At 62.6% G+C, this 25,653-nt stretch carries 22 protein-coding genes; 10 read left to right on the top strand and 12 right to left on the bottom strand.

The features are described from left to right. Positions 1-18: 18 nt before the first annotated feature. The 3 genes from serC to DOM41_RS02555 all read right to left on the bottom strand — a co-directional run bounded on the left by serC (position 19) and on the right by DOM41_RS02555 (position 4,558). A complete protein-coding gene (serC, locus tag DOM41_RS02565; RefSeq protein WP_110685285.1) occupies positions 19-1,116 on the bottom strand; it encodes a 3-phosphoserine/phosphohydroxythreonine transaminase in 1,098 nt (365 codons plus the stop codon). A gap of 57 nt (positions 1,117-1,173) precedes the next feature. Continuing rightward, entirely contained in the window at positions 1,174-3,945 is a 2,772-nt protein-coding gene (gyrA, locus tag DOM41_RS02560) for a DNA gyrase subunit A (protein WP_110685284.1), read from the bottom strand. Between the two features lie 172 nt (positions 3,946-4,117). Beyond that, positions 4,118-4,558 (bottom strand): acyl-CoA thioesterase, encoded by a 441-nt coding sequence (locus DOM41_RS02555; RefSeq protein ID WP_110685283.1) that lies wholly within the window; start codon positions 4,556-4,558, stop codon positions 4,118-4,120. Positions 4,559-4,718: 160 nt separating this feature from the next. Between DOM41_RS02555 and DOM41_RS02550 the strand changes: the two genes are divergently transcribed. From DOM41_RS02550 to DOM41_RS02540, 3 genes are all read left to right on the top strand, one after another. Further along, positions 4,719-5,645 carry a recombination-associated protein RdgC gene (locus DOM41_RS02550; RefSeq protein ID WP_110685282.1) on the top strand — a complete coding sequence of 309 codons (927 nt, stop codon included), beginning with the start codon at positions 4,719-4,721 and terminating at the stop codon, positions 5,643-5,645. Next, entirely contained in the window at positions 5,642-6,838 is a 1,197-nt protein-coding gene (locus DOM41_RS02545) for a 1-acyl-sn-glycerol-3-phosphate acyltransferase (protein ID WP_425353267.1), read from the top strand. Before DOM41_RS02550 ends, DOM41_RS02545 begins: the two co-directional genes overlap by 4 nt. A gap of 290 nt (positions 6,839-7,128) precedes the next feature. Continuing rightward, positions 7,129-7,851 carry an RIO1 family regulatory kinase/ATPase domain-containing protein gene (locus tag DOM41_RS02540; RefSeq protein ID WP_157956823.1) on the top strand — a complete coding sequence of 241 codons (723 nt, stop codon included), beginning with the start codon at positions 7,129-7,131 and terminating at the stop codon, positions 7,849-7,851. An 18-nt stretch (positions 7,852-7,869) separates the two neighbouring features. Here the strand turns inward: DOM41_RS02540 and DOM41_RS02535 are convergent, their stop codons facing one another. After that, positions 7,870-9,321 carry a TrkH family potassium uptake protein gene (locus DOM41_RS02535; protein WP_245391707.1) on the bottom strand — a complete coding sequence of 484 codons (1,452 nt, stop codon included), beginning with the start codon at positions 9,319-9,321 and terminating at the stop codon, positions 7,870-7,872. Positions 9,322-9,573: 252 nt separating this feature from the next. Between DOM41_RS02535 and DOM41_RS02530 the strand changes: the two genes are divergently transcribed. Continuing rightward, a complete protein-coding gene (locus tag DOM41_RS02530) occupies positions 9,574-9,858 on the top strand; it encodes a hypothetical protein (protein ID WP_110685280.1) in 285 nt (94 codons plus the stop codon). A 62-nt stretch (positions 9,859-9,920) separates the two neighbouring features. Here DOM41_RS02530 and DOM41_RS02525 read toward each other — a convergent pair whose 3' ends face one another. Further along, positions 9,921-10,421, bottom strand: coding sequence for a pilin (locus tag DOM41_RS02525; protein ID WP_110685279.1), 501 nt, complete (start codon positions 10,419-10,421; stop codon positions 9,921-9,923). 300 nt (positions 10,422-10,721) lie between these two features. Between DOM41_RS02525 and pilB the strand changes: the two genes are divergently transcribed. The 5 genes from pilB (at position 10,722) to yacG (ending at position 15,660) form a co-directional block, all read left to right on the top strand. Next, positions 10,722-12,446: a type IV-A pilus assembly ATPase PilB gene (pilB, locus tag DOM41_RS02520; RefSeq protein ID WP_110685278.1), complete on the top strand. Its 1,725-nt coding sequence runs from the start codon at positions 10,722-10,724 to the stop codon at positions 12,444-12,446. A 50-nt stretch (positions 12,447-12,496) separates the two neighbouring features. Then, complete coding sequence (locus DOM41_RS02515; protein ID WP_110685277.1) at positions 12,497-13,723, top strand: type II secretion system F family protein; 1,227 nt, start codon at positions 12,497-12,499, stop codon at positions 13,721-13,723. Between the two features lie 134 nt (positions 13,724-13,857). Continuing rightward, positions 13,858-14,712, top strand: a complete 855-nt coding sequence (locus tag DOM41_RS02510) for a prepilin peptidase (protein ID WP_245391706.1) — start codon at positions 13,858-13,860, stop codon at positions 14,710-14,712. Positions 14,713-14,743: 31 nt separating this feature from the next. Next, positions 14,744-15,421, top strand: a complete 678-nt coding sequence (gene coaE, locus DOM41_RS02505) for a dephospho-CoA kinase (protein ID WP_110685276.1) — start codon at positions 14,744-14,746, stop codon at positions 15,419-15,421. Continuing rightward, positions 15,418-15,660 carry a DNA gyrase inhibitor YacG gene (gene yacG, locus DOM41_RS02500; RefSeq protein WP_110685275.1) on the top strand — a complete coding sequence of 81 codons (243 nt, stop codon included), beginning with the start codon at positions 15,418-15,420 and terminating at the stop codon, positions 15,658-15,660. The genes coaE and yacG overlap by 4 nt, the downstream gene beginning before the upstream one ends. A 149-nt stretch (positions 15,661-15,809) precedes the next feature. Here yacG and DOM41_RS02495 read toward each other — a convergent pair whose 3' ends face one another. The 4 genes from DOM41_RS02495 to DOM41_RS17725 all read right to left on the bottom strand — a co-directional run bounded on the left by DOM41_RS02495 (position 15,810) and on the right by DOM41_RS17725 (position 21,242). After that, positions 15,810-16,763 carry a Nudix family hydrolase gene (locus DOM41_RS02495; protein WP_110685274.1) on the bottom strand — a complete coding sequence of 318 codons (954 nt, stop codon included), beginning with the start codon at positions 16,761-16,763 and terminating at the stop codon, positions 15,810-15,812. Positions 16,764-16,846: 83 nt separating this feature from the next. After that, complete coding sequence (gene argJ, locus DOM41_RS02490) at positions 16,847-18,055, bottom strand: bifunctional glutamate N-acetyltransferase/amino-acid acetyltransferase ArgJ (protein WP_110685273.1); 1,209 nt, start codon at positions 18,053-18,055, stop codon at positions 16,847-16,849. Between the two features lie 24 nt (positions 18,056-18,079). Beyond that, a complete protein-coding gene (gene secA, locus DOM41_RS02485) occupies positions 18,080-20,827 on the bottom strand; it encodes a preprotein translocase subunit SecA (protein ID WP_110685272.1) in 2,748 nt (915 codons plus the stop codon). A 73-nt stretch (positions 20,828-20,900) separates the two neighbouring features. Continuing rightward, a complete protein-coding gene (locus tag DOM41_RS17725) occupies positions 20,901-21,242 on the bottom strand; it encodes a hypothetical protein (RefSeq protein WP_245391705.1) in 342 nt (113 codons plus the stop codon). Positions 21,243-21,388: 146 nt separating this feature from the next. Between DOM41_RS17725 and DOM41_RS02475 the strand changes: the two genes are divergently transcribed. Continuing rightward, positions 21,389-21,775, top strand: coding sequence for a DUF721 domain-containing protein (locus DOM41_RS02475; RefSeq protein WP_342588139.1), 387 nt, complete (start codon positions 21,389-21,391; stop codon positions 21,773-21,775). 127 nt (positions 21,776-21,902) lie between these two features. Here DOM41_RS02475 and lpxC read toward each other — a convergent pair whose 3' ends face one another. The 3 genes from lpxC to ftsA form a co-directional block, all read right to left on the bottom strand. Beyond that, positions 21,903-22,814, bottom strand: coding sequence for a UDP-3-O-acyl-N-acetylglucosamine deacetylase (gene lpxC, locus DOM41_RS02470; protein WP_110685348.1), 912 nt, complete (start codon positions 22,812-22,814; stop codon positions 21,903-21,905). Between the two features lie 115 nt (positions 22,815-22,929). Continuing rightward, positions 22,930-24,099, bottom strand: a complete 1,170-nt coding sequence (gene ftsZ / locus DOM41_RS02465) for a cell division protein FtsZ (RefSeq protein WP_110685270.1) — start codon at positions 24,097-24,099, stop codon at positions 22,930-22,932. A 31-nt stretch (positions 24,100-24,130) separates the two neighbouring features. Next, positions 24,131-25,402 (bottom strand): cell division protein FtsA, encoded by a 1,272-nt coding sequence (gene ftsA / locus DOM41_RS02460; protein WP_110685269.1) that lies wholly within the window; start codon positions 25,400-25,402, stop codon positions 24,131-24,133. Positions 25,403-25,653: the final 251 nt, after the last annotated feature.

Genomic DNA, 25,653 nt, shown 5'->3' with positions numbered 1-25,653 from the left:
AGTGATGTAACCATCCGCTCAACCACAACGGCGCTCGAAGTCCTGCATGAACGTGATCAGCGCGCTGACGTCCGCTTCGCTGACCGCATTATAGAGGCTCGCACGCATGCCGCCGACGCTGCGATGTCCCTTCAGGTTGAGCAGCCCATTGCTCTGCGCCTCCTCCAGGAAGCGCGCATTGAGCGCCTCATCCGCCAGCGTGAACGGCACGTTCATCAGCGAGCGGTTGGCCGGCGCGATCGGGTTGGCGTAGAAATCGCTGGTGTCGATAGTGTCGTAGAGTGCCTGGCTCTTGCGGCGGTTGATCGCCTCCATGGCCTCCAGACCGCCGACATCCTCTTTCAACCACTCGAAGACCAGCCCCGCCAGATACCAGGCATAAGTGGGCGGCGTGTTGATCATGGAGTCGTTGTCGGCGTAGACCTTCCAGCCAAGCAGCGAAGGCGTGCTCGCGACGGCACGATCGAGCAGATCCTCGCGCACGATCACCACGGTGATGCCGGCAGGCCCGATATTTTTCTGGGCGCCGGCGTAGATGACACCGTACTGACTGACATCCAGCGGCGTCGAGAGAATCGACGACGACATGTCACAGACTAGCGGCACCGTTTCCCGGCCGCTGCCAACGTCGGGGACGTAATCGAAGGCGAGGCCTCCGATGGTCTCGTTGTGGCAGTAGTGCAGATAGGCGGCATCGGACGACAGCGCAATCTCGTCGGCGCGCGGCACCCGGTCGTAGCCCGACTCACGCGTCGAGGCCGCCACATGAGCGCCGCCGAGATGTCCGGCCTCCTTGATCGCCTTGGTCGACCAGATGCCAGTATCGAGATAGTTGGGCGAGCCGCCGCCGCCCAGCAGGTTGAGCGGCACACAGGCGAACTGCATCGTTGCGCCCCCCTGCATGAACAGCACCCGATAGTTGTCGGGGATCGCGAGCAGATCGCGGAAGTCTCGCTCCGCCTTGGCAGCAATCGCCTCGAAGGTCGGGCTGCGATGACTCATCTCCATGACCGACAGCCCCTGGCCGCGGTAATCGAGCATCTCTTCGCGAGCCCGGTTCAGTACTGCCGAGGGCATTGCAGCCGGCCCGGCGCAGAAGTTATGCAGACGTGTCATTGTCGATGTTCCTAAAACCACACCAAGTCGGCGCCGGGCGGCCGGCGCCGACGCTCTTCAGTCGTCGCTGTCGCGCGGGGTGTCGTCACCGCTGGACGGTGCCGCGTCGTCAACCTCGTCATCGGTCTCGTCGGAGATTGCAGACGCTGCCGACGCATCGACCGCCGTCTCGCCATCCACCGCCTCACCTTCGACGGCCTCGTCTTCCGGAACCGGTACTTCCTGCGGCTCGTCGACGCGCACCGTCTTGACCAGGCACTCGCCTTCACTGGTCCGGATCAGCGTGACGCCCTGAGTATTACGCGCGCTGATCGAGACTTCGGAGACGCGCGTTCTCACCAGCGTCCCGCGGTCGGTGATCAGCATCATCTCGTCGCTGGAGCGAACCTGCATCGCCGCCACCAGCGCGCCGTTACGCTCGGTGGTCTGCATCGCGATGACGCCTTGGCCGCCGCGCCCGCGGATCGGGAACTCTTCGAGCCGAGTCCGCTTGCCGTAGCCGTTTTCGGAGCCGGTGAGGATATAGATCTGCTCGTCGTTGCCACTCTCTGCGCTGGCTTCATCGGCCTCGACCTCAGCGTCGGCGTTGACGTCGATGGTCTGGCTCTGCGGAATGATCAGGCTGATGACCTCGGCACCGTCGGCGAGACGCATGCCGCGGACACCGCGGGCGGTGCGGCCCATGGCGCGCACGTTGCTTTCTTCGAAGCGGATCGCCTTGCCATTTGAGGAGAGCAGCATGACGTGATCAGCCCCGGAGGTGATCGCCGCGCCCACCAGCCGATCGCCCTCGTCGAGATCCAGCGCGATCAGACCGACGCTACGCGGTCGCGAGAACTGATCCAGCGAGGTGCGCTTGACGGTGCCGTGGGCGGTGGCGAAGAAGATGTAGCTCTCCGGGTTGTAATCCCGCACCGGCAGGATGGCGTTGATCGCCTCGCCTTCGTCGAGCGGCAGCAGATTGACCAACGGCTTGCCGCGGGAGCCACGGCTGGCGTTGGGCATCTCGTAGGTCTTGAGCCAGTAGACTTTGCCGCGGTTGGAGAAGAGCAGCATGGTGTCGTGGGTCGAGGCGACGATCAGATGCTCGATCACGTCCTCGTCCTTCATGCTGGTCGCTGACTTGCCGCGACCGCCGCGCTTCTGCGCCTGGTAATCGGTGATCGGCTGCGTCTTGGCGTAGCCGCCGCGGGAGAGCGTGACCACCATGTCCTCTTCGGCGATCAGGTCTTCCATGCGCAGATCGAGACGACTGGTGTGAATCTCGGTACGCCGCGCATTGCCGTACTGATCGCGAATCGACTCCAGCTCCTCGCGAATCACCTCGAGCAGGCGGTCGGGCGAGGCGAGGATATGATTCAGCTCGGCGATGCGCTGAAGAATGCCCAGATATTCGTCGAGCAGCTTTTCGGTCTCGAGACCGGTCAGACGGTGCAGACGCAGTTCGAGGATGGCCTGGGCCTGCGCCGGAGAGAGCCGGTAGAGGCTGCGATCGTCGGAGAGACCGAAGCCCTCCTCGAGATCCTCAGGCTTGCACGAGTTGGCGCCCGCGCGGTCCAGCATGCCGGTCACCTGCCCCGGCTGCCAGTCACGGCCGAGGAGCTTCTCCTTGGCCTCTGCCGCATTCGGCGAGGCCTTGATCAGCTCGATCACCTCGTCGATGTTGGAGATCGCAACCGTCAGACCCTCGAGAAGGTGGCCACGTTCACGGGCCTTCTTGAGTTCGAACAGCGTACGGCGAGTCACCACCTCACGGCGGTGGCGGATGAATGCCTCGAGCAGCTGCTTGAGATTGAGCGTCTTCGGCTGGCCGTCGTCGAGCGCCACCATGTTGATACCGAAAACGGTCTCGAGCTGGGTGTGCGCGAACAGGTTGTTGACGACGACATCGCCGGACTCGCCGCGCTTGACCTCGATCACCACCCGGAGTCCTTCCTTGTCGGACTCGTCGCGAAGCTCGGCGATGCCTTCGATGCGCTTCTCTTTGACCAGCTCGGCGATCTTCTCGATCAGCCGCGCCTTGTTCACCTGATACGGAAGCTCGGTGACGATGATGTGATCACGCCCGCTCTTCTTGTCGAACTCCACCGTGTGCTTGGCGCGCACGTAGATACGCCCGCGCCCGGTGCGGTAGGCCTCGAGGATTCCGGCGCGGCCGTTGATAATGCCGGAGGTCGGGAAGTCAGGCCCCGGGATGTACTCCATCAGATCGTCGATGGTAAGCGTGTAATCGTTGATCAGCGCCAGACAGCCGTCGATCACTTCGACCATGTTGTGCGGCGGAATGTTGGTCGCCATGCCGACGGCAATACCCGAAGCGCCGTTGATCAACAGGTTCGGCACTTTCGTCGGCAGCACTTCCGGAATGCGTTCGGTGCCGTCGTAGTTGTCGACCCAGTCGACCGTGTCTTTCTCGAGATCGGCGAGCAGCTCGTGGGAGAGGCGCGCCATGCGCACTTCGGTATAACGCATCGCCGCGGCGTTATCGCCGTCGATGGAACCGAAGTTGCCCTGACCGTCGACGAGCACGTGGCGCATCGAGAAACTCTGCGCCATGCGCACGATGGTGTCGTAGACCGCGCTATCGCCGTGGGGGTGATACTTACCGATCACGTCGCCGACCACACGCGCCGACTTCTTGTAGGGTTTGTTCCAGTCGTTGTTGAGCTCGTGCATCGCGTAAAGCACGCGCCGATGCACCGGCTTCAAACCATCGCGGACGTCCGGCAGTGCACGTCCGATGATGACGCTCATCGCATAGTCCAGATAGGACTGCTTGAGCTCATCCTCGATGTTGACCGGCAAAATTTCTCTGGCGATATCACCCATGGGTCGTCAAATCCTTTGCGCCACCGCCGCGAACGAGGTCCGTCCGCGGCAGCGTTAATGAAGCCCCGACAAGGCAGCTGAACGAGTCAGCCGTACAATCTCGGGATCATACCATTTCAGGGGCTTCAAAGGCAGGCATGTACCCGTGTACGCCGGGTTTTCTCGCAAGGCGTCAGTGTGCCTCCGGCGTCGAATCCAGGGTCGTCACCAACGGCGTCAGTCGCTGGCGCCAGTCGCCGTCGAGTGCGATGACCTCATGACTGCGCTGATCGAGCAGCACGAAGGTGAGAGAGGCCGCCACCACGACCTCGCCGCTGCGGCGATGCACGATCTCATGGCTCACGCGACCGCTGCGCCCGCCGAGGCGAGAGAGACAGGTTCGCACGTCGAGATCGTCGTGCATCACCGCCGCCCGGCGGTAATCGATGTTGAGGTTGACCGCCACCAGCGCCACCCCGGCGGCCAGTGCCTCGGCGAATTCGGGGTGGTCATCGACAAAGGCCCAGCGCCCCTCCTCGAGAAACTCCAGGTAGCGGGCATGATTGACGTGGCCGTAGCCGTCCAGATGAAAGCCGCGCACGCGGACGTGCGTCACGGTGATGCGTGAATCCATGAGTCTCTCCCTGATCATTGGCGTTGCTCGAAGCTCGAAGCTCGAAGCTAAAAAACATACGCGCGTTTGAAACAGGCCGCCAAACGACGATGGTCTGCCTCGGTGGTAAGCACGGGGTCGTTTCGCCATAATGTGCCCCCTTTCAAACGGGAACGGGCGCATGTGGTTCAAGCATTGTCATCTGTATCGCTGCCATGATCTCGAAGTCCTCTCGCTGGAGGATCTGGAGAATGCACTGGCGGCATCGGCGTTTCGCCCCGTCTCGGATCGCGAGGCACGACGCGTCGGCTGGACCGCGCCGGCCGGCCGCACCAGCGAACAGCGCGTACACGAAATTCAGGGCCACCGGCTCATGGCGATGCTCCGTCAGGAGCGTCTGCTGCCCGCCGCGGTGGTCAACGAAGAGGTCAACGAGCGCCGGGAAGCGCGCGAGCACGCCGAAGGCCAGCCGCTGTCGCGTCGCGAGCGTCAGCTGCTCAAGGAGCAGGTACTCGAGGAGCTGCTGCCGCAGGCCTTTACGCGGACACAGCGGGTCGAGCTGTGGTGGGATACCCAGCGTCGCCTGATCGGCATCAATGCCGCCAGCCGAAAGCGCGCCGAGGAGGTGCTCGATCTGCTACGTCAAACCCTCGGGTCACTGAAAGTGACGCCGTTGGCAACCAAGACACCGCCTGCTCGCGGTATGACGCAGTGGCTGAGTGATGCCGGCAGTCGCCCGGAGAGTCTCGTTCTCGGCGACCAGGTCGAGCTGCGCGCCGCCGAGGATGATGGCGTACTGCGGGCCCGCCAGGTGGACCTGGATAGCGAAGAGATCCAGTCGCTGCTGGAGAACGGCCGCCAGGCGAGCCAGCTCAGTCTCGGCAGCGAAGGCGTGCTGCGCACCGTGCTGCACGACGATCTGGCGCTCAAGTCGCTGGCGTTCGACGACAGCGTGCTCGACGAGGCCAGTCAGAGCGAGGACGACGATGATCCTGCCGTGCGCCTGGAAACCGATTTCGCGCTGATGTCCCAGGCGCTTTCGACCTTCATCGAACAACTCATCGACTGGCTCGGCGGCGAAGCCGACCCATCGACACCGACTCCATGATGCCAACCGACGCACCCAACAGCGCCGAAGCAGCGATCGACCTGGATCGCTTCGCCGATATTCGCCCTTACCACGACGACGAAGTCGCCGACGTGCTAGGGCGCCTGGCGCACGACAGCGAACTGCTCAACGCCATTACCCGCTACCGTCTGCCGCGGCTGGCCAAGCTGACGCCACCGCTGGCGCGGGCCATTGCCAGCTTCCGGCTGCAACGGGAGATGCGCGGCGTCAGCACGATTCGCGAATTCCAGCAGCGCATCGCCAACTACATGGCGCATATGATCAGCCGGACCACCCGCGGCTTCAGCGTCGAAGGCCTCGACAAGCTCTCTGCCGACGAGGCGTACTTGTTCATCGGTAACCACCGGGACATCGCCCTCGATCCGGCGTTCGTCAACTACGCCCTTCACGCCGGCGGCCACGACACCGTGCGTATCGCTATCGGCGACAACCTGCTGCAGAAGCCTTTCGTCACCGACCTGATGCGGCTCAACAAGAGCTTCATCGTGCCGCGCTCGGCGAAGGGTAAACGGGCGATGCTGGCAGCCTATCAGTCGCTCTCCGGCTATATTCGCCACTCGATCACTGACGACAACCACTCGGTATGGCTCGCTCAGCGCGAGGGCCGCGCCAAGGACGGGATCGACTGCACTGACACGGCCATCGTCAAGATGCTCTGCATGGCACGCCGAGCGGAAGAGAAGGATGCCGTGGTCGGCAATGCGATTCGTGAGCTCAAGATCGTGCCGGTCTCGATCAGCTACGAGTTCGATCCCTGCGACATCAACAAGGCCCGAGAACTCGAAGCCAAGCGCACCGCCGGGCACTACGACAAGGTGGAATTCGAGGACATTCGCTCCATCGTGACCGGGATCACCGGTGACAAGGGCCGGGTCAAACTGGCGTTTGGCGAGCCGCTCTCGGCGGATTTCGACACCCCCGACGCGGTCGCGGCGGAGATCGACCGCCAGGTACTCGAGCACTATCCGCTGTTCCCGACCCATCAGCTCGCGCTGGCCGAAACCGGACTCGCCCCGGATCTCGTGGACCTCTCTGGGGTGACCCAAGAAGATCGCGACCGCTTTCGCACGCGAATGGCCACGGTGCCACCGGCGCTGCGACCCTGGTGGCTACGCCAGTACGCCAACCCGATCCTCAACCGCGCCGGACGGATCACACCAGAAGGCGACTGACGAATCCGCACCCTTTGACACCGCGACGCCACCGTAAACCGGTGGCGTCGTCGTTTCCGACGATGACTCATCGGCCGGGCCCAGCCAGCCCCTTTCTCCCCTCGTTCCCTGGCCAGAATCGACCTTGTCGCCGATAGGCGACATTTCCTCTGGCATCAGCTCCGGTCATTTCTTAAAATGAGATTAAGTTTAGCAATCTAATTAGTTCACATCTCATTATGTCATGCCCCGACTCTCCCACTGATATCACCGCAGCCACTCGCGGAGCGACTGACCCGAACGCCATCGAGATGGTGGCGACCCAGGCGTCGCCCGAGAACGAAGGGACCGATGACCAACCCGAACTGTCTCGCACCCTGCAACGTGGCAAGGGACTGCTCAAAGCTGACGTTCTGCTGACGCACCACCACGGCGAGCCGGTGATCTGCAAGGACTACACCCGCTATGCCGATAGCTGGCTGGCGCTTCCGGCGCGCCTGCTGGTTCGTCGCGAGCGGCGCCTGCTTGAGCGTCTTGATGACTGGCCCCATGCGCCCCGCGTCGTCGCCCAGCTCGGCAAGCTCTCGTTGCTGATCGAATATGTCCCCGGTGAACTCTTGAGCGAGATCGATACCGGCAACCCGGCCTACTTCATCCAGTTGATGACCGTGCTCGCCTCCCTGCATCACGCCTCGATGGTCCACAACGATGTGCGCGGCTCCAACGTGATCGTGAGCCGCGGGCGTGTGGTGCTGATCGATTTCGCGTCCGCCCTCTACCTGCCCGGGGGACGGGCTCTGCGCTTTCTACTCAAGCCGCTGCGACGCAGCGACCTGGCGAGCGGAATCAAGCTCAAGGCGCGCTTGAGCGGCGAGACGCTGACCGCCCAGGAGAACGCCCTACGCCAAAAGCCGCGCTGGCAGCGCACGCTTCAGCGGCGCTGGAAGAAGCAGTGGCTGCCGCGCCTGAAACGTCAATTTGGCGACTCAAAGCGCAACGACGTGGCCGACGACTCCAATGCTCATCGGCAGTAAGGCGCTATCGTCGGGACCTCACCGTCGCCAGAAGAAGGGCATCAGCAGGACCAGGACCGTCAGAATCTCGAGGCGTCCCATCAGCATGCCAAGGCAGAGTATCCACTTCGCGGCATCCGGCAGCGGCGCAAAATTGCCTGCCGGTCCGATGGTATCGCCCAGCCCCGGGCCGACATTGGCCAGCGCCGTCGCCGCCCCGGTCACCGCCGTCACGATGTCGAGCCCCAGCGCCGACAGCGCCAGCGCAAAGACCGCGAAGGTAAGAAAGAAGAAGAATGAAAAGGCGATAACCGCCCGGACCACCTCTTCGTGCAGTGGCCGGCCGTTGTAGCGCTGGGCGAAAACCCCGTTGGGATGCACCAGATAACGCAGCTGATTGAGCAGCATCAACCCACCGACCTGAAAGCGGAAGATCTTCATGCCGCCGCTGGTCGAGCCACTGCAGCCGCCGACAAAGGTGATGAAGAAGAACGCCGTTACCGCGAACGGCCCCCAGAGGCTGTAGTCCGTGCTGGCGTACCCCGTCGTCGACACTACCGAAATCACGTTGAAGGTAACCGCCGTCAGCGCGGCGAACGGCGCCTCACCGAACGCCGCCACGCGATAGAGCGTCAGCGCCGCGATCACCACGACCAACAGCCGCAGCAGGCCGCGCACCTGCTGATCGCGCCAGAGTGCACCGCGACTATCCCGGATGAGGCGGATGTAGAGCACGAACGGTAGCGCTCCCGCCAGCATGAACAGCGAGCCGAGCCAGAGGATCACCGGGCGATCGCCATAGATACCGAAAGAGGCATCGTAGTTGGCGAACCCGCCGGTGGAGACGGAGCTCATGGCGTGAACTACCGCATCCAACGTTCCCATCCCCGCCAGGTGATAACTGAGTACCGCGACGAGCGTGAAGACGAGGTAAATGAGAGCGGAAGCCTTGGCGATTCCCCCGGCTCGCGGCAGCACCTTGTCCGACCAGTCGGAGGATTCGGTCTGAAACAACCGCATGCCGCCCACCTTGAGAAACGGCAGAATGGCGATCGCCATGACGATGATGCCGATACCGCCCATCCACTGCATGAGCCCGCGCCAGAGCTTGAGCCCGTCGGAAAGATTCTCGATGCCACTCAGAATGGTGGAGCCGGTCGTGGTAATCGCGGAGATGGACTCGAAGACGGCGTTGGTGAAGGAGAGCTGCGGCGCGCCCAGTACCAGCGGCAGGCTCGCGAACGCGCTGATCGCCACCCAGCTCGAGGTGGTCAGAATGAACATGTGTCGCGTCTTGAGCGACACCGGGGTGCGCCAGGTCCATACCAGCAGCAGGACGACGGTGGCCACGACCAGTCCAATCGACTTCAGGAATGCCCATAGATCCGGATCGTTCTCCAGCCCCAGCAGCACGATCGGCGGCAGCATGAACGCCGCCAGCACCGCCAGCAGCAGTGCCAGCACTTTGAATATGGGTTTGGCGCCTTCCACGGGGGCTCCTTCGTCCGCATCGCACGTTGAAACGCCTGGCGATCATAGGCGAAAGCCGACCGCGGCGACAGTTGAAGACGCCAGCGCCTCCCGGCGAGCGCAACACCGATCGGGGCGACTCCGTCGCGCTTGGCGCCTGTGCTATCGTGGCGCCATTCAGCCCCACGCCGATGCCTGTTGCCGCTATCGCAGCCGGCAAGGCGTCGGCGGCGCTGCGAGACCCGACAATTCAGATCACAACAGGAGAGAGCGATGAGTTCGGCATCGGAAATGCAGAAGGTTCGCGTCATTCACGAGCTTCGTGCCTTCATCAAAAAACTGCTGCAGGACCCCGCGATCCTCGAAAGCTCGCTGACCATCGCCAAGCGCCGCTCCGACGGCGGCCGCGACCCCGAGGCGTGGGCGCAGATCGCCAACGAGATCTCGGAGACCACCAGTATTCATATTCCCGAAGATCCCGAAGAGCACTCGGAGGCAGACAAGCTGTTTCTGGAAGTGTTGCGGGAAGTCGTGGGGGAGGAGAAAGGGCTTTATTGAAGCGAGAAACTTCAATCGACAGGAAGATAGTAAAGGCCGGCGGGGCCGGCCTAGCACCATGTTTAGGAACTCGCACCACTTCCTGTTTCGCAGTTTTGCGGGAGGAACTCAGTAGGTATCGTGCCTTGGCAGGTCCATCTTCCATTGACATCCCGGTAGAGACCTAACGTGTTTGCGTCGCTTACGCTGAGCCTTGGATTAGCCTCACCATCAAATGTCATAACTAATTGATAAGCGCCATTAACGTCCCCTTCACGTTCTAGTGAAATCGTTCCTAGATCGAGCGAGTCAGAGCCAATCCCCACGTCCACTTCGTCGGTGGCGCCTTCAGTAACTTCCCCTGTCAACTTTGGGGTCTTACCACGCAAGATTGCCTCTTCCGCTCCAGTTTGCACGCCCCGAATGCTTGCCAGTGCACTAGTCGCCTGGGAGCGTGCCACATAGTCCTGATACTGCGGAATCGCGATGGCCGCGAGAATGCCAATAATCGCCACGACGATCATCAGTTCGATCAGGGTAAAACCGCCCTGCCGGTGTGCTTGCTGACTGGAGTTCTGCTGCATCGACGTTCCCTGCCCTGTCTTGTTTTGCTGATTCGATGGTTGACGCCGCCGGTCACGGCCGGCGTCGCGTGGCGATCGGGTGGGTCCGCGTGACGCCACGCTCGGCACCGGACCCGGAGCCCGAACACCGAATAGATACGTTGCATTACGCAAACTCACACGGTCACGCTTATCGGCGACCCGTCGCGAAACTTAAAGAAATTTCCTGCCCCGCCGATAGCCGGTGCACTCCTGCCGGCCTGACGATCCTCGGTGCCGTCGATCGTTCATCCCGGTTCACTGACCCTGAGAGGCGTCGTTATGCCGGACTCCATTCCCCTGCGTGCGCAGCAGCACCTTGCCCAGCGCTTCGTCGATCGGGGATTGATCGAGGCCGCGGCACTGGAGATGGCCAACCATGCCGCCCGCGAGGCATCGCAGACGCTGCTCGAGTATCTGGTGCGCAACGGCCGTGTCGACCCCACCGTCGCGGGCGAGCTGGCAGCACGAGAGTACGGGCTGCCGTTTCTCGATCTGACCCACGTCGACTGGGAGCAGCTGCCGATTGTCGAGCCTGTCGCCGACAAGGTGGTGCGCCATTTTCAGGTGCTCCCACTCGCGCGTGATGACCGCCGGCTGACGGTCGCCATCGCCTTTCCGGCGACACTCGCCAAGCTCGACGAACTGCAGTTCACCACCGGACTCGCGATCGAGGGCGTGCTGGTGCCTTTCGATCAGCTCGAGCGGGCCCTCGCCAGGCGATACCGTAGCCACGAGACCTCCGGGATGCTGGAAGCGCTCGATCAGGCAAGCGAGTCGCTCACGCTCGACAGCAGCGAAGACGATCTCGACAACGACGCCAAGGCATTCGATGGCGGCGAGGACGACCAGCCGATTGTCCGCTTCGTCAACAAGATCCTGCGTGACGCCATCAACCGGGGTGCCTCCGATGTCCACTTCGAACCTTACGAGGCGAGCTACCGCGTGCGCTTTCGCATCGACGGCATGCTTCATGAGATCGCTAGACCGCCACTGACGCTGCGCTCGCGTCTGTCGGCGCGGCTGAAGGTGATGGCGCGACTCGATATTTCCGAGCGCCGGCTACCGCAGGACGGGGCCATGAAGATTCGACTCGACGCTACTCGGGCGATCGATTTTCGCGTCAATACGCTACCCACCGTCTTCGGCGAGAAGATCGTACTGCGCCTTCTCGATGCCCAGACCGCGAACTGGGGCATCGACGCCCTCGGCTTCGCCCCATCGCAGCGCGAACTCTTCGAAGCCGCGCTGGCCGAGCCCCAGGGGATGATTCTGGTCACGGGGCCGACCGGCAGCGGCAAGACGGTGACGCTCTATACCGGCATCAACCGGCTCAATACGGAGGAGCGCAATATCTCCACGGCGGAGGACCCGGTCGAGCTCAAGGTGCCCGGTGTCAACCAGGTCAACGTTCAGCCGCGTATCGGGCTCGATTTCGCCAGTGCCCTGCGCGCATTTCTGCGGCAGGACCCCGACGTGGTGATGGTGGGCGAGATTCGCGACCTCGAGACCGCGGAGATCGCGATCAAGGCCGCGCAGACCGGGCACCTGGTGCTCTCGACGCTGCACACCAACTCCGCCGCGGAAACCCTGACCCGCCTCCGCAATATGGGGGTGCCCAGCTTCAACATCGCAAGCTCCGTCTCGCTGATCATCGCCCAGCGCCTGGCACGCAAGCTCTGCCCCCGCTGTAAGCGCCCGGCGGAAGTGACCGAAGAGGTCCTGGGTGCCGAAGGCATCGACCGCGCCCGGCTCGCAGGCGCCACGCTGTATCGTGCCGTGGGATGCGACCACTGCACGCTCGGCTACAAGGGGCGTATCGGCATCTACGAGGTCGTGCCGGTTAAAGACGCGATGAATCAGATGATCATGAGCGACAGCAACGCGCTCGAGCTAGCCCGACTGGCACGTCAGGAGGGCTATCCAGGGCTGCGCCAAAGCGGCATCGAGACGGTACTCGCGGGCGTCACCAGTCTCGAAGAGATCAATCGCGTCACCACCGACTGAACGCGCCACCGCCTTGAACGCTGCCACGCTTACCGCCTCAGGAGCCCTCGATGGCCAAGTCATTCAAGCCACCCAAGCGCCTCGTCATGCACCGCTGGCAGTGGCGGGGCAAGAACCTGCGCGGCGAGACGATCAGCGGCGAACTCATCGCCAGCGAAATCGACGAGGTCCGCCAGGAGCTCGCCCGCCAAAAGGTGATCGTCCGGCGCATCACGCGCAAGACCAGCGTTTTCGGCCTGGGGCGCATCAAGTCCCGGGATATCACACTCTTCTCCCGCCAGCTGGCGACGATGCTCCGTGCCGGCGTACCGCTGCTGCAGGGCTGCAAGGTGGTGGCAGAGACGCTCAAGAATCCAGCGATGCGCAACCTGGTCGAAACGCTTGCCAACGACATCAGCGCCGGCGCGAGTCTCTCCGAGGCGCTGGCCAAGCATCCCGCTCGCTTCGATCGAATGTTCGTCAACATGGCGGCCGCCGGCGAACAGGCCGGCGCACTGGACCAGATGCTCGAACGCGTCGCGAGCTACCGCGAGAAGATCGAAACGCTCAAGGAGCGCGTCAAGAAGGCACTCTATTATCCGGTGGCGGTCATTGGTGTCGGCATTGGCGTTACGGCGCTGCTGTTGATCAAAGTCGTGCCGCAGTTCGAAAGTCTCTTCGCGGGCTTCGGCGCGGAGCTGCCGATGTTCACACGAATGACCATCCAGCTTTCGGCGCTAGCCCAGGCGCACTGGTGGCAGGCTATCCTCGCCGTCATTGCAGGCCTCTTCGGCTTGCGATCCATGATGAAGCGCTCGCCGAGCTTCGCCTTTCGAATGCATGGCGTGATGCTCAAGCTGCCGGTGCTCGGCAACATCGTCGACAAGAGCTCCATCGCGCGCTTTTCGCGCACGCTGGCGACCACCTTCAACGCCGGCATCCCGCTGGTAGAAGCACTGGAAACCGCCGCCGGCGCGGCCGGCAATCAAGTGCATCAGCGCGCCATCGACAAGGTTCGCGAGGACGTAGGCGGTGGCCAACAGCTCAACTTCGCGATGCGCCGCGCCAGGGTCTTCCCGGTCATGGCCGTGCAGATGGTCAGTATCGGCGAGGAGTCCGGCGAGCTCGATGCCATGCTCAACAAGGTGGCGGACTTCTATGAGGAGGAGGTCGACAATCAGGTCGATGCCCTGACTTCCCTGCTCGAACCACTGATCATCGTGGTGCTCGGCGTGCTGGTGGGCGGACTGGTCGCGTCGATGTATCTTCCGATCTTTCAGATGGGCTCTGCCATCTAGCCGTTCTCGACCGCCTCCGGTGCTCGCCACCCTCGACAGGTCTCTAAGCACGGGGCGGAATACGTTACCCTAGGCACGCTCGTGGCCACTCGTGTCGCCATTCGTCTCAATCCAAGCTCGACCCGGAGTGTCTCTTGTTCGATTTGCCCTCTCTGCTGCTCTGGCCGCTCGTCTTTCTCTTCGGCGCCGTCTTCGGCAGTTTCCTCAACGTCGTGATCGTGCGCCTGCCGGTGATGCTGATGCGCCGCTGGCGTGCCGAGGCTCAGTTGGCACTGTCGCTGGAGACCGATGCCGAGAGCCGCTACGACCTGGCCACGCCACGCTCGCACTGCCCGAACTGCGGCAACTTCATCGCCTGGCACGACAACCTACCGATCGTCGGCTGGCTCAAGCGCCGCGGCCGCTGTGCCAGCTGCAAGGCCACGATCAGCGTGCAGTATCCGCTGGTGGAACTGCTCGGCGGTCTTCTCGCCGTCAGCCTGGTTGGGGTACAGGGCCTGGCGTGGCCCACCCTCTGGCTGCTGGGGGCCTGTCTGACGCTGCTGGCGCTCGCCGTGATCGACTGGCGCACGCAGCTACTGCCGGATGCGCTCACCCTGCCGCTGCTCTGGGCCGGGCTGCTGTACCAGCTGCTGCTGCAACCGCTGATGCTGGCGAGCGGCGTACTCGGCGCCGTGGCGGGCTATCTGATTCTCTGGAGTGTCTACTGGGTGTTCAAACTGACCACCGGCAAGGAGGGGATGGGCTACGGGGATTTCAAGCTGATGGCGGCGCTCGGCGCCTGGCTCGGCTGGCAGAGCCTGCCGCTGCTACTGCTGCTTTCGGCCGGGCTCGGCGCCATCGTCGGCGTTGTCATGGTGGCTACTCAACGTCATCAACGTGACCAGCCGCTACCGTTCGGCCCGTTTATCGCCCTGGCGGGCTGGGTGGTCCTGCTCATCGGCGAGCCGCTGATCGGCGCTTATCAGACACTGCTGCTCGGCGCATGAGCCCGCGGCCAGTGCCAAGGGAGAAAGGCAAATGACGACACCCACTGTGGATGAAGAGTCTCAGTCAGCGCCGGGACCGATCATCGGCGTCACCGGCGGCATCGGTTCAGGCAAGAGTGCCGTCGCTCACGCCTTCGGCGAGCTCGGCATCGGCTGGGTCGATGCCGACCACGTCGCCCGAGAGGTCGTCATGCCAGGCGAGCCGGCGCTGGACGCGATCATCGGGCGCTATGGCAAAGCGATCCTCAACGAAGACGGCACCCTTGATCGCCGCGGGCTTCGGCAGCGCATCTTCGACGACCCGACCGAGCGCGCCTGGCTCGAGAACGAGACCCACCCCCGCATCCGCGGGCGGCTCCAGGAGCATCTGGCGCGGTTGCGACGAGAAGGCCCCTACTGCCTGCTGGTCTCTCCGCTGCTACTGGAGTCGGGACAGCGGGAGATGACCGATCGCCTACTGGTCGTGGACGTGCCTACCCACGTGCAAATCGAGCGTACGCTGGCGCGGGACGGCGTTGACCAACAGCAGGTGGAAGCGATCATCGCCGCCCAGATCGCCCGCGACGAGCGCCTTGCAGCGGCGGATGACGTCATCGACAATAGCGCCTCGCTCGCTGACCTGCGCGAGAAGGTCGTCACGCTCGATGCCTGCTATCGCACGCTTCATCGGCGGCCAACATCCCTTTCGACCTCAAACGGTGCTTCATGACTTCCGGCAAAGACTCCCGCGACTCCAACGGCAAAAGCCCGCTCACGGTGCCCTGCCCACAGTGTCGAACTGCCGTCGAGTGGACATCGGAGAACACCTACCGCCCCTTCTGCTCCAAACGCTGCAAGCTGCTAGACCTCGGCGCATGGGCGGATGGCTCGCACCGGATCGCCGGTGAGCCGCACATGGACGAAAGCCAACTCGACGAGCTGATCGACAAACTCGAACGTGGTGAGTGACCGACGGGCTGCACCGTCGTGCAGCCCCCCCCATCGCTCGGCGCGGTTGTCGTCGCCCAGGGCTGACTGATCACTGATATCGCGAATGCCCAACGAAAGACGCCGCTCTCGAGGAGCGGCGTCTTTCATTCCGGGATGGCGCTCGTCACTCAGCGATCATCGCGCCAGAAATCACGGATCGAGGCGATACCCTGGGCACCGACCGCTCGCGCCTGATTGGCGTGATGACGGGTCATCCCCCCGAGGGCGAAAACCGGCATCGCTGCGGTTTCGGTCATCTGCTGGAAGTCGTGCCAGCCGAGCGTCACCGCATCCGGGTGTGACGGCGTCGGCGCCAGCGGCGACAGCGTCACGAAGTCGCAATCGAGTTCTGCGGCCTGACCGAGCTGAGCGTCGTTGTGCGTCGAGGCAGAAAGCCATTTGTGACTGGGAATCGGCCGGCGCGACAACGACATCAGACGATGACTGGTCAAATGAACGCCATCGGCGTCGACTCGCTCGAGCCACTCCGGGTCGGCGTTGAGCAGCAGTCGTGCCGAATATTGCCGGCACAGCGCAAGCGTCTTCTCCGCTCTTGCCTGATAGGCGTCATCGTCCAGCGACTTGGCGCGCAGCTGCACCAGCTTGATGTGATCTTCCTTGAGCGCGCGCTCCAGACGTTGGAGGAAAATCTCGTCGTCCGGCGTCTCGGCGGTGATCAGATACTCCTGCGGCAGCGCCACGGCACGCAGAATCGGCAGATTCGCGGCCGGGAAGGCATAGTTCTGCAGATCATCGACGTCGACCCAGCGGACCGGCTGGCCTTCGCGACCGTAGGGCTCGCCTTCATACTCGCGCACCTGCCAGACATCGAGCAGGATGTGCTTGTCAGCGTACTCGTGGTGCACCCGTATCAGCGGCTGGGCACGGTGAATCTGGACGCCAAGCTCTTCGCCGAGCTCGCGTTTGAGTGCCTCGAAGCCGGTTTCGTAAGGTGCGAGCTTCCCGCCGGGAAACTCCCACAGACCGCCCTGATCGGCAGTGGCCGGACGGCGGGCGATCAGCACGCGGCCGTCGTCGCGAATGATGGCCGCAGCCGCTACATGGACCCGTCTCTTGATCATCTTGCTAAATCTCGCACCTTGGCTCGCTTGGTGGGTGATGCTAGTCGTCGATCGACTCAGGGCGCGGTGGAGTAGTCGCGCCGTCAGCTGCGGTAGTCCGCATTGATCGAGACATAGTCGTGGGACAGATCCGATGTCCAGACCGTGGCGACGGCGTCGCCACGGCCAAGCTGAATGCGGATGACGATCTCTTCCTGCGCCATCACGCGGCTGCCGGCCTCTTCCGTGTAGCTATCGGCGCGGCCGCCGTTCTCGACGAGACGCACGTCGCCGAGATCGATACCAATCTTGTCGACGTCGAGCGCCTCGACCGGCGCCCGGCCAACGGCGGCGAGGATTCGCCCCCAGTTGGCATCGCTGGCATAGAGCGCGGTCTTCACCAGCGGCGAGTGCGCGACGGTAAAGGCGACCTCTCGCGCCTCTTCGACGCTCGTCGCCTGCTCGACATCGATGGTTACGAACTTGGTGGCGCCTTCGGCATCACGGATGATCGCCTGGGCCAGTTCGGTCAAAAGCGTCGTCAACGCCGTCCGGAAGCGCTGCTCGTCCTCGGCCGTCTGAACCGCGGGCCCGCGCCCGGTTGCGATCAACGTGCAGGCGTCGTTGGTGGAGGTGTCGGAATCCACGGTAATGGCATTGAACGACACCTTCACCGCTTCCTGCAGCCACTCGGTAAGCGTCTCGGCATCGACCGCGGCATCGCAGGCGACGAAGCCAAGCATCGTCGCCATGTTGGGACAGATCATCCCTGACCCTTTGCTGATGCCGTTGAGAGTCACCGTTCCGCCGCTCAACTCGACCTGACGCGTTGCGCCCTTGGTGCGCGTGTCCGTCGTCAGGATCCCCTCGGCGGCCGCAGCCCACTGGTCTTCGGCGAGCGCTGCGAGGGCCGGCTCGAGGCCGGCGACGATTCGTTCGACCGGCAGCGGCTCCCCGATCACGCCGGTCGAGAACGGCAGAACCGTCTCTGGCTCGACGCCGGCGAGTTCGCCAAGTGCCGCACAGCAGCGCTCGGCGTCCCGCAGACCGGCAGCCCCCGTCCCCGCGTTGGCGTTACCGGTATTGATCAACAGATAGCGCGCCGATTGCTGCGACAGATGCGCCTTCGCCACATGCACCGGAGCGGCGCAGAAAGCGTTGCGAGTGAACGTTGCCGCAACACTTGCCGACTCGGGAATCTCGATCACGACAAGATCCCGCCGCCCCGGTTTCTTGATCCCCGCGGCGGCGGTACCGAGGCGCACGCCGCCAATCGACGGCATGCTGGGAAAACTTGCTTCACCTACTGCCATTACTTGACTCCTCGAGAACCGGGATCAGTTCAGCTTGCCGTGACACTGCTTGTATTTCTTGCCCGAGCCGCAGGGGCAGAGATCGTTACGCCCGACCTTGGGCGTCTCTCGCCGAACAGGCTGGCCGGCGTCGTCCCCGGCAGGCGCTTCGCTCACAGACTCACCGGCCTGCGCAGTCTGCTCCGCAGCGGCAATCGCGTCCTCGTGCACCGGCTGGCTGGCGGCTTTTTCCCGCTCGAGGGTCTCACGGCGCTGACGTTCGAGGTCGTCGATCTCTTCCTGCCGGCGAACCTGAACGTGACTCAGCACCCGGGTCACGTCGTGCTTGATGTTGTAGAGCAGCGACTGGAACAGTTCGAAGGCTTCGCGCTTGTACTCCTGCTTCGGATTCTTCTGCGCATAACCGCGCAGATGAATGCCACGACGCAGGTGATCCATCGACTGCAGGTGCTCTTTCCAGCGCGTGTCCAGCACCTGGAGCATCACCTGCTTTTCGAAACGGCGCATCATCGGCGCACCGATCGCTTCGACCTTGCTGCTGTAGAGGCCGCGATGCCGATCCAGCAGGCGCTGGCGAAGGGTCTCTTCGTTGAAGTTCTCGTCCTCCTCGGCCCACTGCACCAGTGGCAGATCGAGGTTGAACTCCTGTCTGAGCTGATCCTGAAGCCCGGCCAGATCCCACTGCTCCGGCAGACTCTGCGGCGGCACGTAGTCGGCCAGCGTCTGCTCCAGCACTTCGTCGCGAATCTGGAGAATATTGTCGGAGATCTCGTCGGCGGAGAGGATATCGTCACGCTGGTCATAGATGACCCGACGCTGATCGTTGGCGACGTCGTCATACTCGAGCAGCTGCTTGCGAATGTCGAAGTTGCGCCCTTCGACCTTCTTCTGCGCCCGTTCGACGGCGTTGGAGACCATCTTGTGCTCGATCGCCTCGCCTCGTTCGAGACCCAGCGCTCCCATGAGACGCTGAACGCGGTCGGAGCCGAACAGGCGCATCAGGCTGTCTTCGAGCGACAGGAAAAAGCGTGTCGAGCCCGGGTCGCCCTGACGGCCGGCGCGTCCACGCAGCTGATTGTCGATACGCCGAGATTCGTGGCGCTCGGAGCCGACCACATGCAGACCGCCGGCGGCGAGCACGGCATCGTGGCGCTTCTGCCACTCGGCCTTGATCTCGGCGATCTGGGCGTCAGTGGGGGCGTCGAGCTTGGAGACATCGCTCTCCCAGCTACCGCCGAGCATGATGTCGGTGCCGCGCCCGGCCATATTGGTAGCGATGGTGATGGCACCGGGGCGGCCCGCCTGAGCAATGATCTCGGCTTCGCTCTGATGCTGCTTGGCATTGAGCACGCTGTGCTGGATGTTCTGCTCGCGCATCAGCTTGGCGAGATACTCGGATGTCTCGATCGACGCCGTACCCACCAGGACCGGGCGCCCGGCCTCACGCTGAGTTTTCACATCCTCGATGATCGCCTCGAACTTCTCCTCGGCGCTCAGATAGACAAGATCGTTGAGATCCTGTCGCGCCAACGGACGGTTGGTGGGAATCACCAGCACGTCGAGGCCATAGATGTGATTGAACTCGAACGCTTCGGTATCGGCAGTGCCGGTCATACCGGAGAGCTTGTCGTAGAGGCGGAAATAGTTCTGGAAGGTAGTGGATGCCAGCGTCTGGCTTTCACGCTGGATCGGCACACCCTCTTTGGCTTCCACCGCCTGGTGCAGCCCTTCGGACCAGCGGCGACCCGCCATGGTTCGCCCGGTATGCTCATCGACGATGACGACGCTGCCGTCGGAGACGATGTAGTCGACGTCGCGGTGATAAAGGCTACGCGCACGCAGCGCGGAGTGAATGTGCTGCAAAAGCCCCAGGTTCTGCACCGCGTAGAGCGAGTCGTCCTGCTTGAGCAGTTCGGCATCTCGTAGCAGCTGCTCGAGCTTCTGGTGGCCCTCCTCGGTCAGCTCGACCTGCTTTTGCTTTTCGTCGACGAGATAGTCCCCGGACTCGGGGTCTTCTTCGTCAGTGCACTTGTCGAGCTGCTTGGAGAGCGTCTGCATCGTGCGGTAGAGCTCGACGTTCTCCTCGACCGGACCGGAAATGATCAGTGGCGTCCGCGCTTCGTCGATCAGGATCGAGTCGACCTCGTCGATGATCGCGAAGAACAGCGGGCGCTGAACCTTGTCCTGCAGCGAGAACGCCATGTTGTCGCGCAGGTAGTCGAAGCCGAATTCGTTATTCGTGCCATAGGTGATGTCGCAGGCGTATGCCTGGCGCTTGGCATCCGTTGGCTGGCCGGAGGCAATGACGCCGACACTCAGGCCAAGAAATTCATAAAGCGGGCGCATCCAGTTGGCGTCGCGGCTGGCCAGATAGTCGTTGACCGTAACCACATGGACGCCCTTGGCGAGCAGCGCATTGAAATAGACCGCTAGGGTGCCGACCAGCGTCTTGCCTTCACCGGTCTTCATCTCGGCAATGCGCCCCTCGTGCAGCGCCATGCCGCCGATGAGCTGGACATCAAAGTGGCGCATGCCCAGCACGCGCTTACTGGCTTCACGGACGACGGCGAAGGCTTCCGGGAGCAGGGCTTCATGCTTTTCGCCCTGCGCCAGCCGCTGTCGAAATTCGGCAGTCTTGGCGACGAGGGCCGTATCGTCGAGTTCGGCGACTGTCGTCTCGAACGCGTTGACCGACGCGATCTGCTTCTGCATGCGTTTGACGTCACGGTCGTTCTTGGAGCCGACCAGTTTGCGTACCAATACGTTGAACATTATCTCTACCTGGATGATTCCGGGGTGCACCGAATGGCAACGCCAAGACAGCGCAAATGAAAAAGTACGGAAGTCAGGCAGGCTCTGGCGGGCCGCGACGCAGGAACGCGGTGAGGGCAATCGCCGGCACGCCAAGCGGCGACGTATAGAAATTGGCAGCGGGCGCCGAGCGCGCAAGCTGCGGCCAGGGATCGGTAGCGGGCTTGCGCAGCACACGCCGGGATTCGGCCCGGATGGCCTCTGGCGCCATCAGGTAGATCTGCGTCAGGCGCTCGGCAAGGCGAAGCGCATCCGCATGAGACAGGCTCGCGGGCAGTAGGCAGCCCACCAGAACACTGGCCAGCCACCAATGGGCTCGCTGCCGGGGGCGCCATGCCTTGGCGCAGGGACCGGTCTGCGATCGGGCCAATGTCATACTGTCGACGAACCCCGCGTCGTGATAGGTTGAGTGGGTCTTCCCCCACCGCGTGCAAGCCGATGAGTATAAAGGCTAAGCGTTTTCGCGCCCAGCCCGTTTCCCGTCTCCTGGGTCAGCCCGGCGAATTGGGCGACGTCATGCGAATGGCAACGCTGATTGATCGCGCCCAATCCCACCTGCGCAAGCATCTGCCGACCGACATTGCCGAGCATGTCCACGTGGGCGGCTACCGCGATGGCGTGCTCACACTGATTACCGATCGCGCTGCCTGGCTGACGTGGCTTCGCTACGAGCAGCCGCGGCTTCTCAAGCTGCTGCACCAGCTTCCCGGCTTCGAAGCCGTGCTGAAATTCTCCCTCAAGGTTCGCCCCGTACGCCCCATCAAGGCTGCACCGCGCCAACCGCGCCGATTGAGCCCGGCCGGTGCCGATGCGCTCACTCACTGCGCCGAGGGGCTCGAAGACTCACCGCTGAAACAAGCGCTGTCTCGCCTTGCCTCGCACGCCTCCTCACCTGCAGACGAGCAGTAACCCCGCCTAGGCGCTTGCAGACCCGTGGTCACCATTCCGGCGGACTCACGACAACCAATGCAAAACGCCGACCCGCTGGGGGTCGGCGTCTTCGATCAGGAACGCGGCAATAGGCCGCGAATCAAGATCAGGCCATTGCAGGTGCCGCGTAGGAGATAGGCGCTGACTGGGTCGTCTCCTCGAATGTCACGACTTCGTAGGCTTCCGGGTGTGCCAGCAGTTCGCGGCAGAGCTGATTGTTCAAGCCATGCCCGGATTTATAACCCTGGAATTCGCCGATGAGACTGTAGCCCAGCTGGTAAAGGTCACCGATGGCATCCAGCATCTTGTGCTTAACGAACTCGTCTTCGTAGCGAAGTCCGTCCTGGTTCATGATGCGGTAGTCATCAACCACAATGGCGTTGTCGAGACTGCCGCCCAGCGCCAGGTTCTGAGAGCGCAGAAACTCGAGGTCACGCATGAAGCCAAAGGTGCGAGCACGCGACACTTCCTTGACGAAAGACGTCGTGGAAAAATCGACGGTCGCCGTCTGCTTCTGTTGCTCGAAGACCGGGTGATCGAAGTCGATAGCGAAGCTGACCTTGAATCCGCTGTGAGGCAAGAAGGTCGCCTGCTTGCCGTTATCGCTGACGGTGATCTGCTGCTTGATGCGGATGAACTTCTTGGGAGCCGCCTGTTCAGCGATGCCCGCGGACTGAATCAAGAAAACGAAGGGGCCCGCGCTGCCGTCCATGATCGGCACTTCGGGTGCGCTCAGCTCGACATAGGCGTTATCGATGCCCAGTCCGGCGAATGCCGACATGAGGTGCTCAACGGTCGCCACCTTGACGCCATCCTGGGACAGCGCCGTGCAGAGATTCGTGTCGGTCACACGCTCTGCATGGGCCGGAATATGAACGACCGGATCCAGATCGGTGCGCACGAAGACGATGCCCGTGTTGGGCGCTGCAGGACGCAGCGTCAGATACACTTTTTCTCCGGAGTGGAGACCGACGCCGGTGGCGCGGATGGTGTTCTGCAACGTTCGTTGTTTGATCATGAGCATCGACCTGGCAGTCAAATGGTTTGGAAACGGTGTTCACTATAACATCGAACACCTACTTCAACAAACTGTTCGACGTGACAGAGTGATGTCACTGGGGTGACAAATCGTATCAATCCGCCTGTCGACGCAGAAAGGCCGGGATGTCGAGATAGTCATCCATATCGGCGTTCTTGCGCTTCTCCGCCTGCGGCTTCTTGGCCGACTCCTGCTGTTCGGCCCGCGCTGCCTGCTGGCGCATCACCGCTGGCTGCTGCAGCTTGCGATAGTCTGTCGTCTCCGGGCGAGAGGCGGCAGTTTCACGCGGGATTGCCTTCTCTTTCTGGGCATCCAGGCCGGCAGCGACCACGGTGACGCGCAGCTCGTCGGACATCTCCATGTCGATGGAGGTCCCCACGACGATGGTGGCGTCCTGAGAAGCGAATTCCTGAACCGTGGCACCCACATCGTTAAACTCACCGATGGAAAGATCCGGGCCAGCGGTGATATTGACGAGAATACCCCGGGCACCATGCAGATCGATGTCTTCGAGCAGCGGGCTGCGAATGGCCTTCTCCGCCGCTTCGCGAGCGCGGTTTTCGCCCGTTGCTGAACCGGTACCCATCATCGCCATGCCCATCTCCGACATGACGGTGCGGACGTCGGCAAAGTCGACGTTGATGATGCCGGGGCTGGTGATGAGCTCAGCAATCCCCTGAACGGCACCGAGCAGCACATCGTTGGCCGCGCTGAAAGCCGTCAGCAGGCTGGCATTCTTGCCCAGCACCGAGAGCAGCTTTTCGTTGGGAATCGTGATCAGCGAGTCGACATATTCAGAGAGCGCTTTCATGCCCTCCTCGGCCGCGCGCATCCGCTTGGGGCCTTCGAACGGGAACGGGCGCGTCACGACAGCGACGGTGAGAATACCGAGTTCCTTGGCGACTTGCGCGACGACGGGCGCGCCGCCGGTGCCGGTACCACCGCCCATGCCGGCAGTGATGAAGACCATATCGGCGCCGTGCAGCATCTCGGCGATGCGCTCGCGATCTTCCATCGCCGCCTGACGCCCGACCTCCGGATTGGCACCGGCTCCCAGGCCCTTGGTGATTTCACCGCCGAGCTGGAGAACGGTTTTGGCCGCCACGCGCTTGAGCGCTTGCGCATCGGTGTTGGCGCAGATGAACTCGACGCCTTCGATGTTACTCTCGACCATATGGTTGACGGCGTTGCCGCCGCCACCGCCAACACCGATGACTTTGATGACCGCACTGCTTGAGGGTGCGTTATCTACTAGTTCGAACATTGCCCCGTCTCCAAGACCGCTTGGCGGCCTGTCAGAAATTTCCTTTAAACCAGCCTTTGATTCGCTCTAACGCGGGCACCGGGTCCTTGGTTCCGCGCCGGGGAAGATGCTCTTCCCGTTGAGGCTGGGCTGATACTGCGCGAGAGTGCTTGGCGTCTTGCATGCCGTAGAATAACAAACCTACGCCAGTCGAATAAATTGGGTTGCGTACCACGTCCGCCAAACCTTTGACGTTGTACGGACAGGCGATGCGTACCGGCATGTGAAATATCTCCTCGGCCAGCTCCACCACCCCTTCCATGCGTGAGGTGCCGCCGGTGAGGACGATACCCGCCGCGATCAGATCCTCGTAGCCGCTACGACGAAGCTCTTCGCGAACCAGCGTGAAGAGCTCCTCGTAACGCGGCTCGACCACCTCCGCCAGCGCCTGTCGCGAGAGGTCGCGAGCAGGCCGTTCGCCAACGCTCGGGACCTTGATCATTTCATCGCTGCTTGCGAGCTGGGTCAGCGCGCAGGCGTACTTGACCTTGATCTCCTCGGCGTACTGGGTCGGCGTTCGCAGCGCCATGGCGATGTCGTTGGTCACTTGGTCGCCCGCGATCGGAATGACTGCCGTATGCCGGATCGCGCCTTCGGTAAAGACAGCGATATCCGTCGTGCCGCCGCCGATATCCACCATGCAGACGCCGAGCTCACGTTCATCTTCGGTCAGCACGGCATGGCTGGAAGCCAGCTGCTCGAGAATGATGTCGTCGACTTCGAGCCCGCAGCGCCGCACACACTTCTCGATGTTCTGCACCGCATTGAGTGCGGCCGTCACCAGATGCACTCTCGCCTCGAGCCTCACCCCAGACATCCCCAGGGGCTCGCGGATGCCTTCCTGCGTGTCGATGGCGAACTCCTGAGGGATAACGTGCAACACACGCTGGCCTTCAGAGATCGCGCGAGCCCGGGCAGAGTCGATGACCCGGTCGATATCGGTCTGAGCCACTTCTCGCTCTTTGATCGCGACCACGCCGTCGGAGTTCATCGAACTGATGTGGCTGCCGGCGATGCCCACGTAAACCGAATGAATATCGCAGCCGGCCATGAGCTCGGCTTCTTCCACCGCGCGCTGAATCGACTGCACGGTCGACTCGATGTTGATGACCACCCCCTTCTTCATCCCGCGAGAGGGGTGGGAACCTATTCCGGCGATTTCGAGACCACCATCATCGGTGGGTTGCCCAACAATGGCGACCACCTTGGATGTTCCGATATCCAGCCCGACCACCATGTTGGAAGCGTTGGATTGTCCTGCCATAGGTCGGGGTCGCTCCTCAAACTCTACCGATAAATCCGATAAAAATGGTCCAATAAAGAATCGCACTTATTATAAGAACAAGACGACCTTTTCCACCAGCCCGTGCTGGGAATAGTGGCTACGTTAAGCTCTTTTTCGGTAAAAGTGAAATGTGCACTCCTTGAGGAGAAAAGCCACTTCTATGTGTTGCCGAATGGCTACGCAAAAAGTTGACCTATACAGGGTGCTGGTGACGGCCCAGATTGACACTG

Source organism: Salinicola aestuarinus, from assembly GCF_003206645.1.
GTDB lineage: Bacteria > Pseudomonadota > Gammaproteobacteria > Pseudomonadales > Halomonadaceae > Salinicola > Salinicola aestuarinus.
Note: the sequence above shows the minus strand (reverse complement) of the source record. Positions and strands in the feature narration are given on the sequence as shown.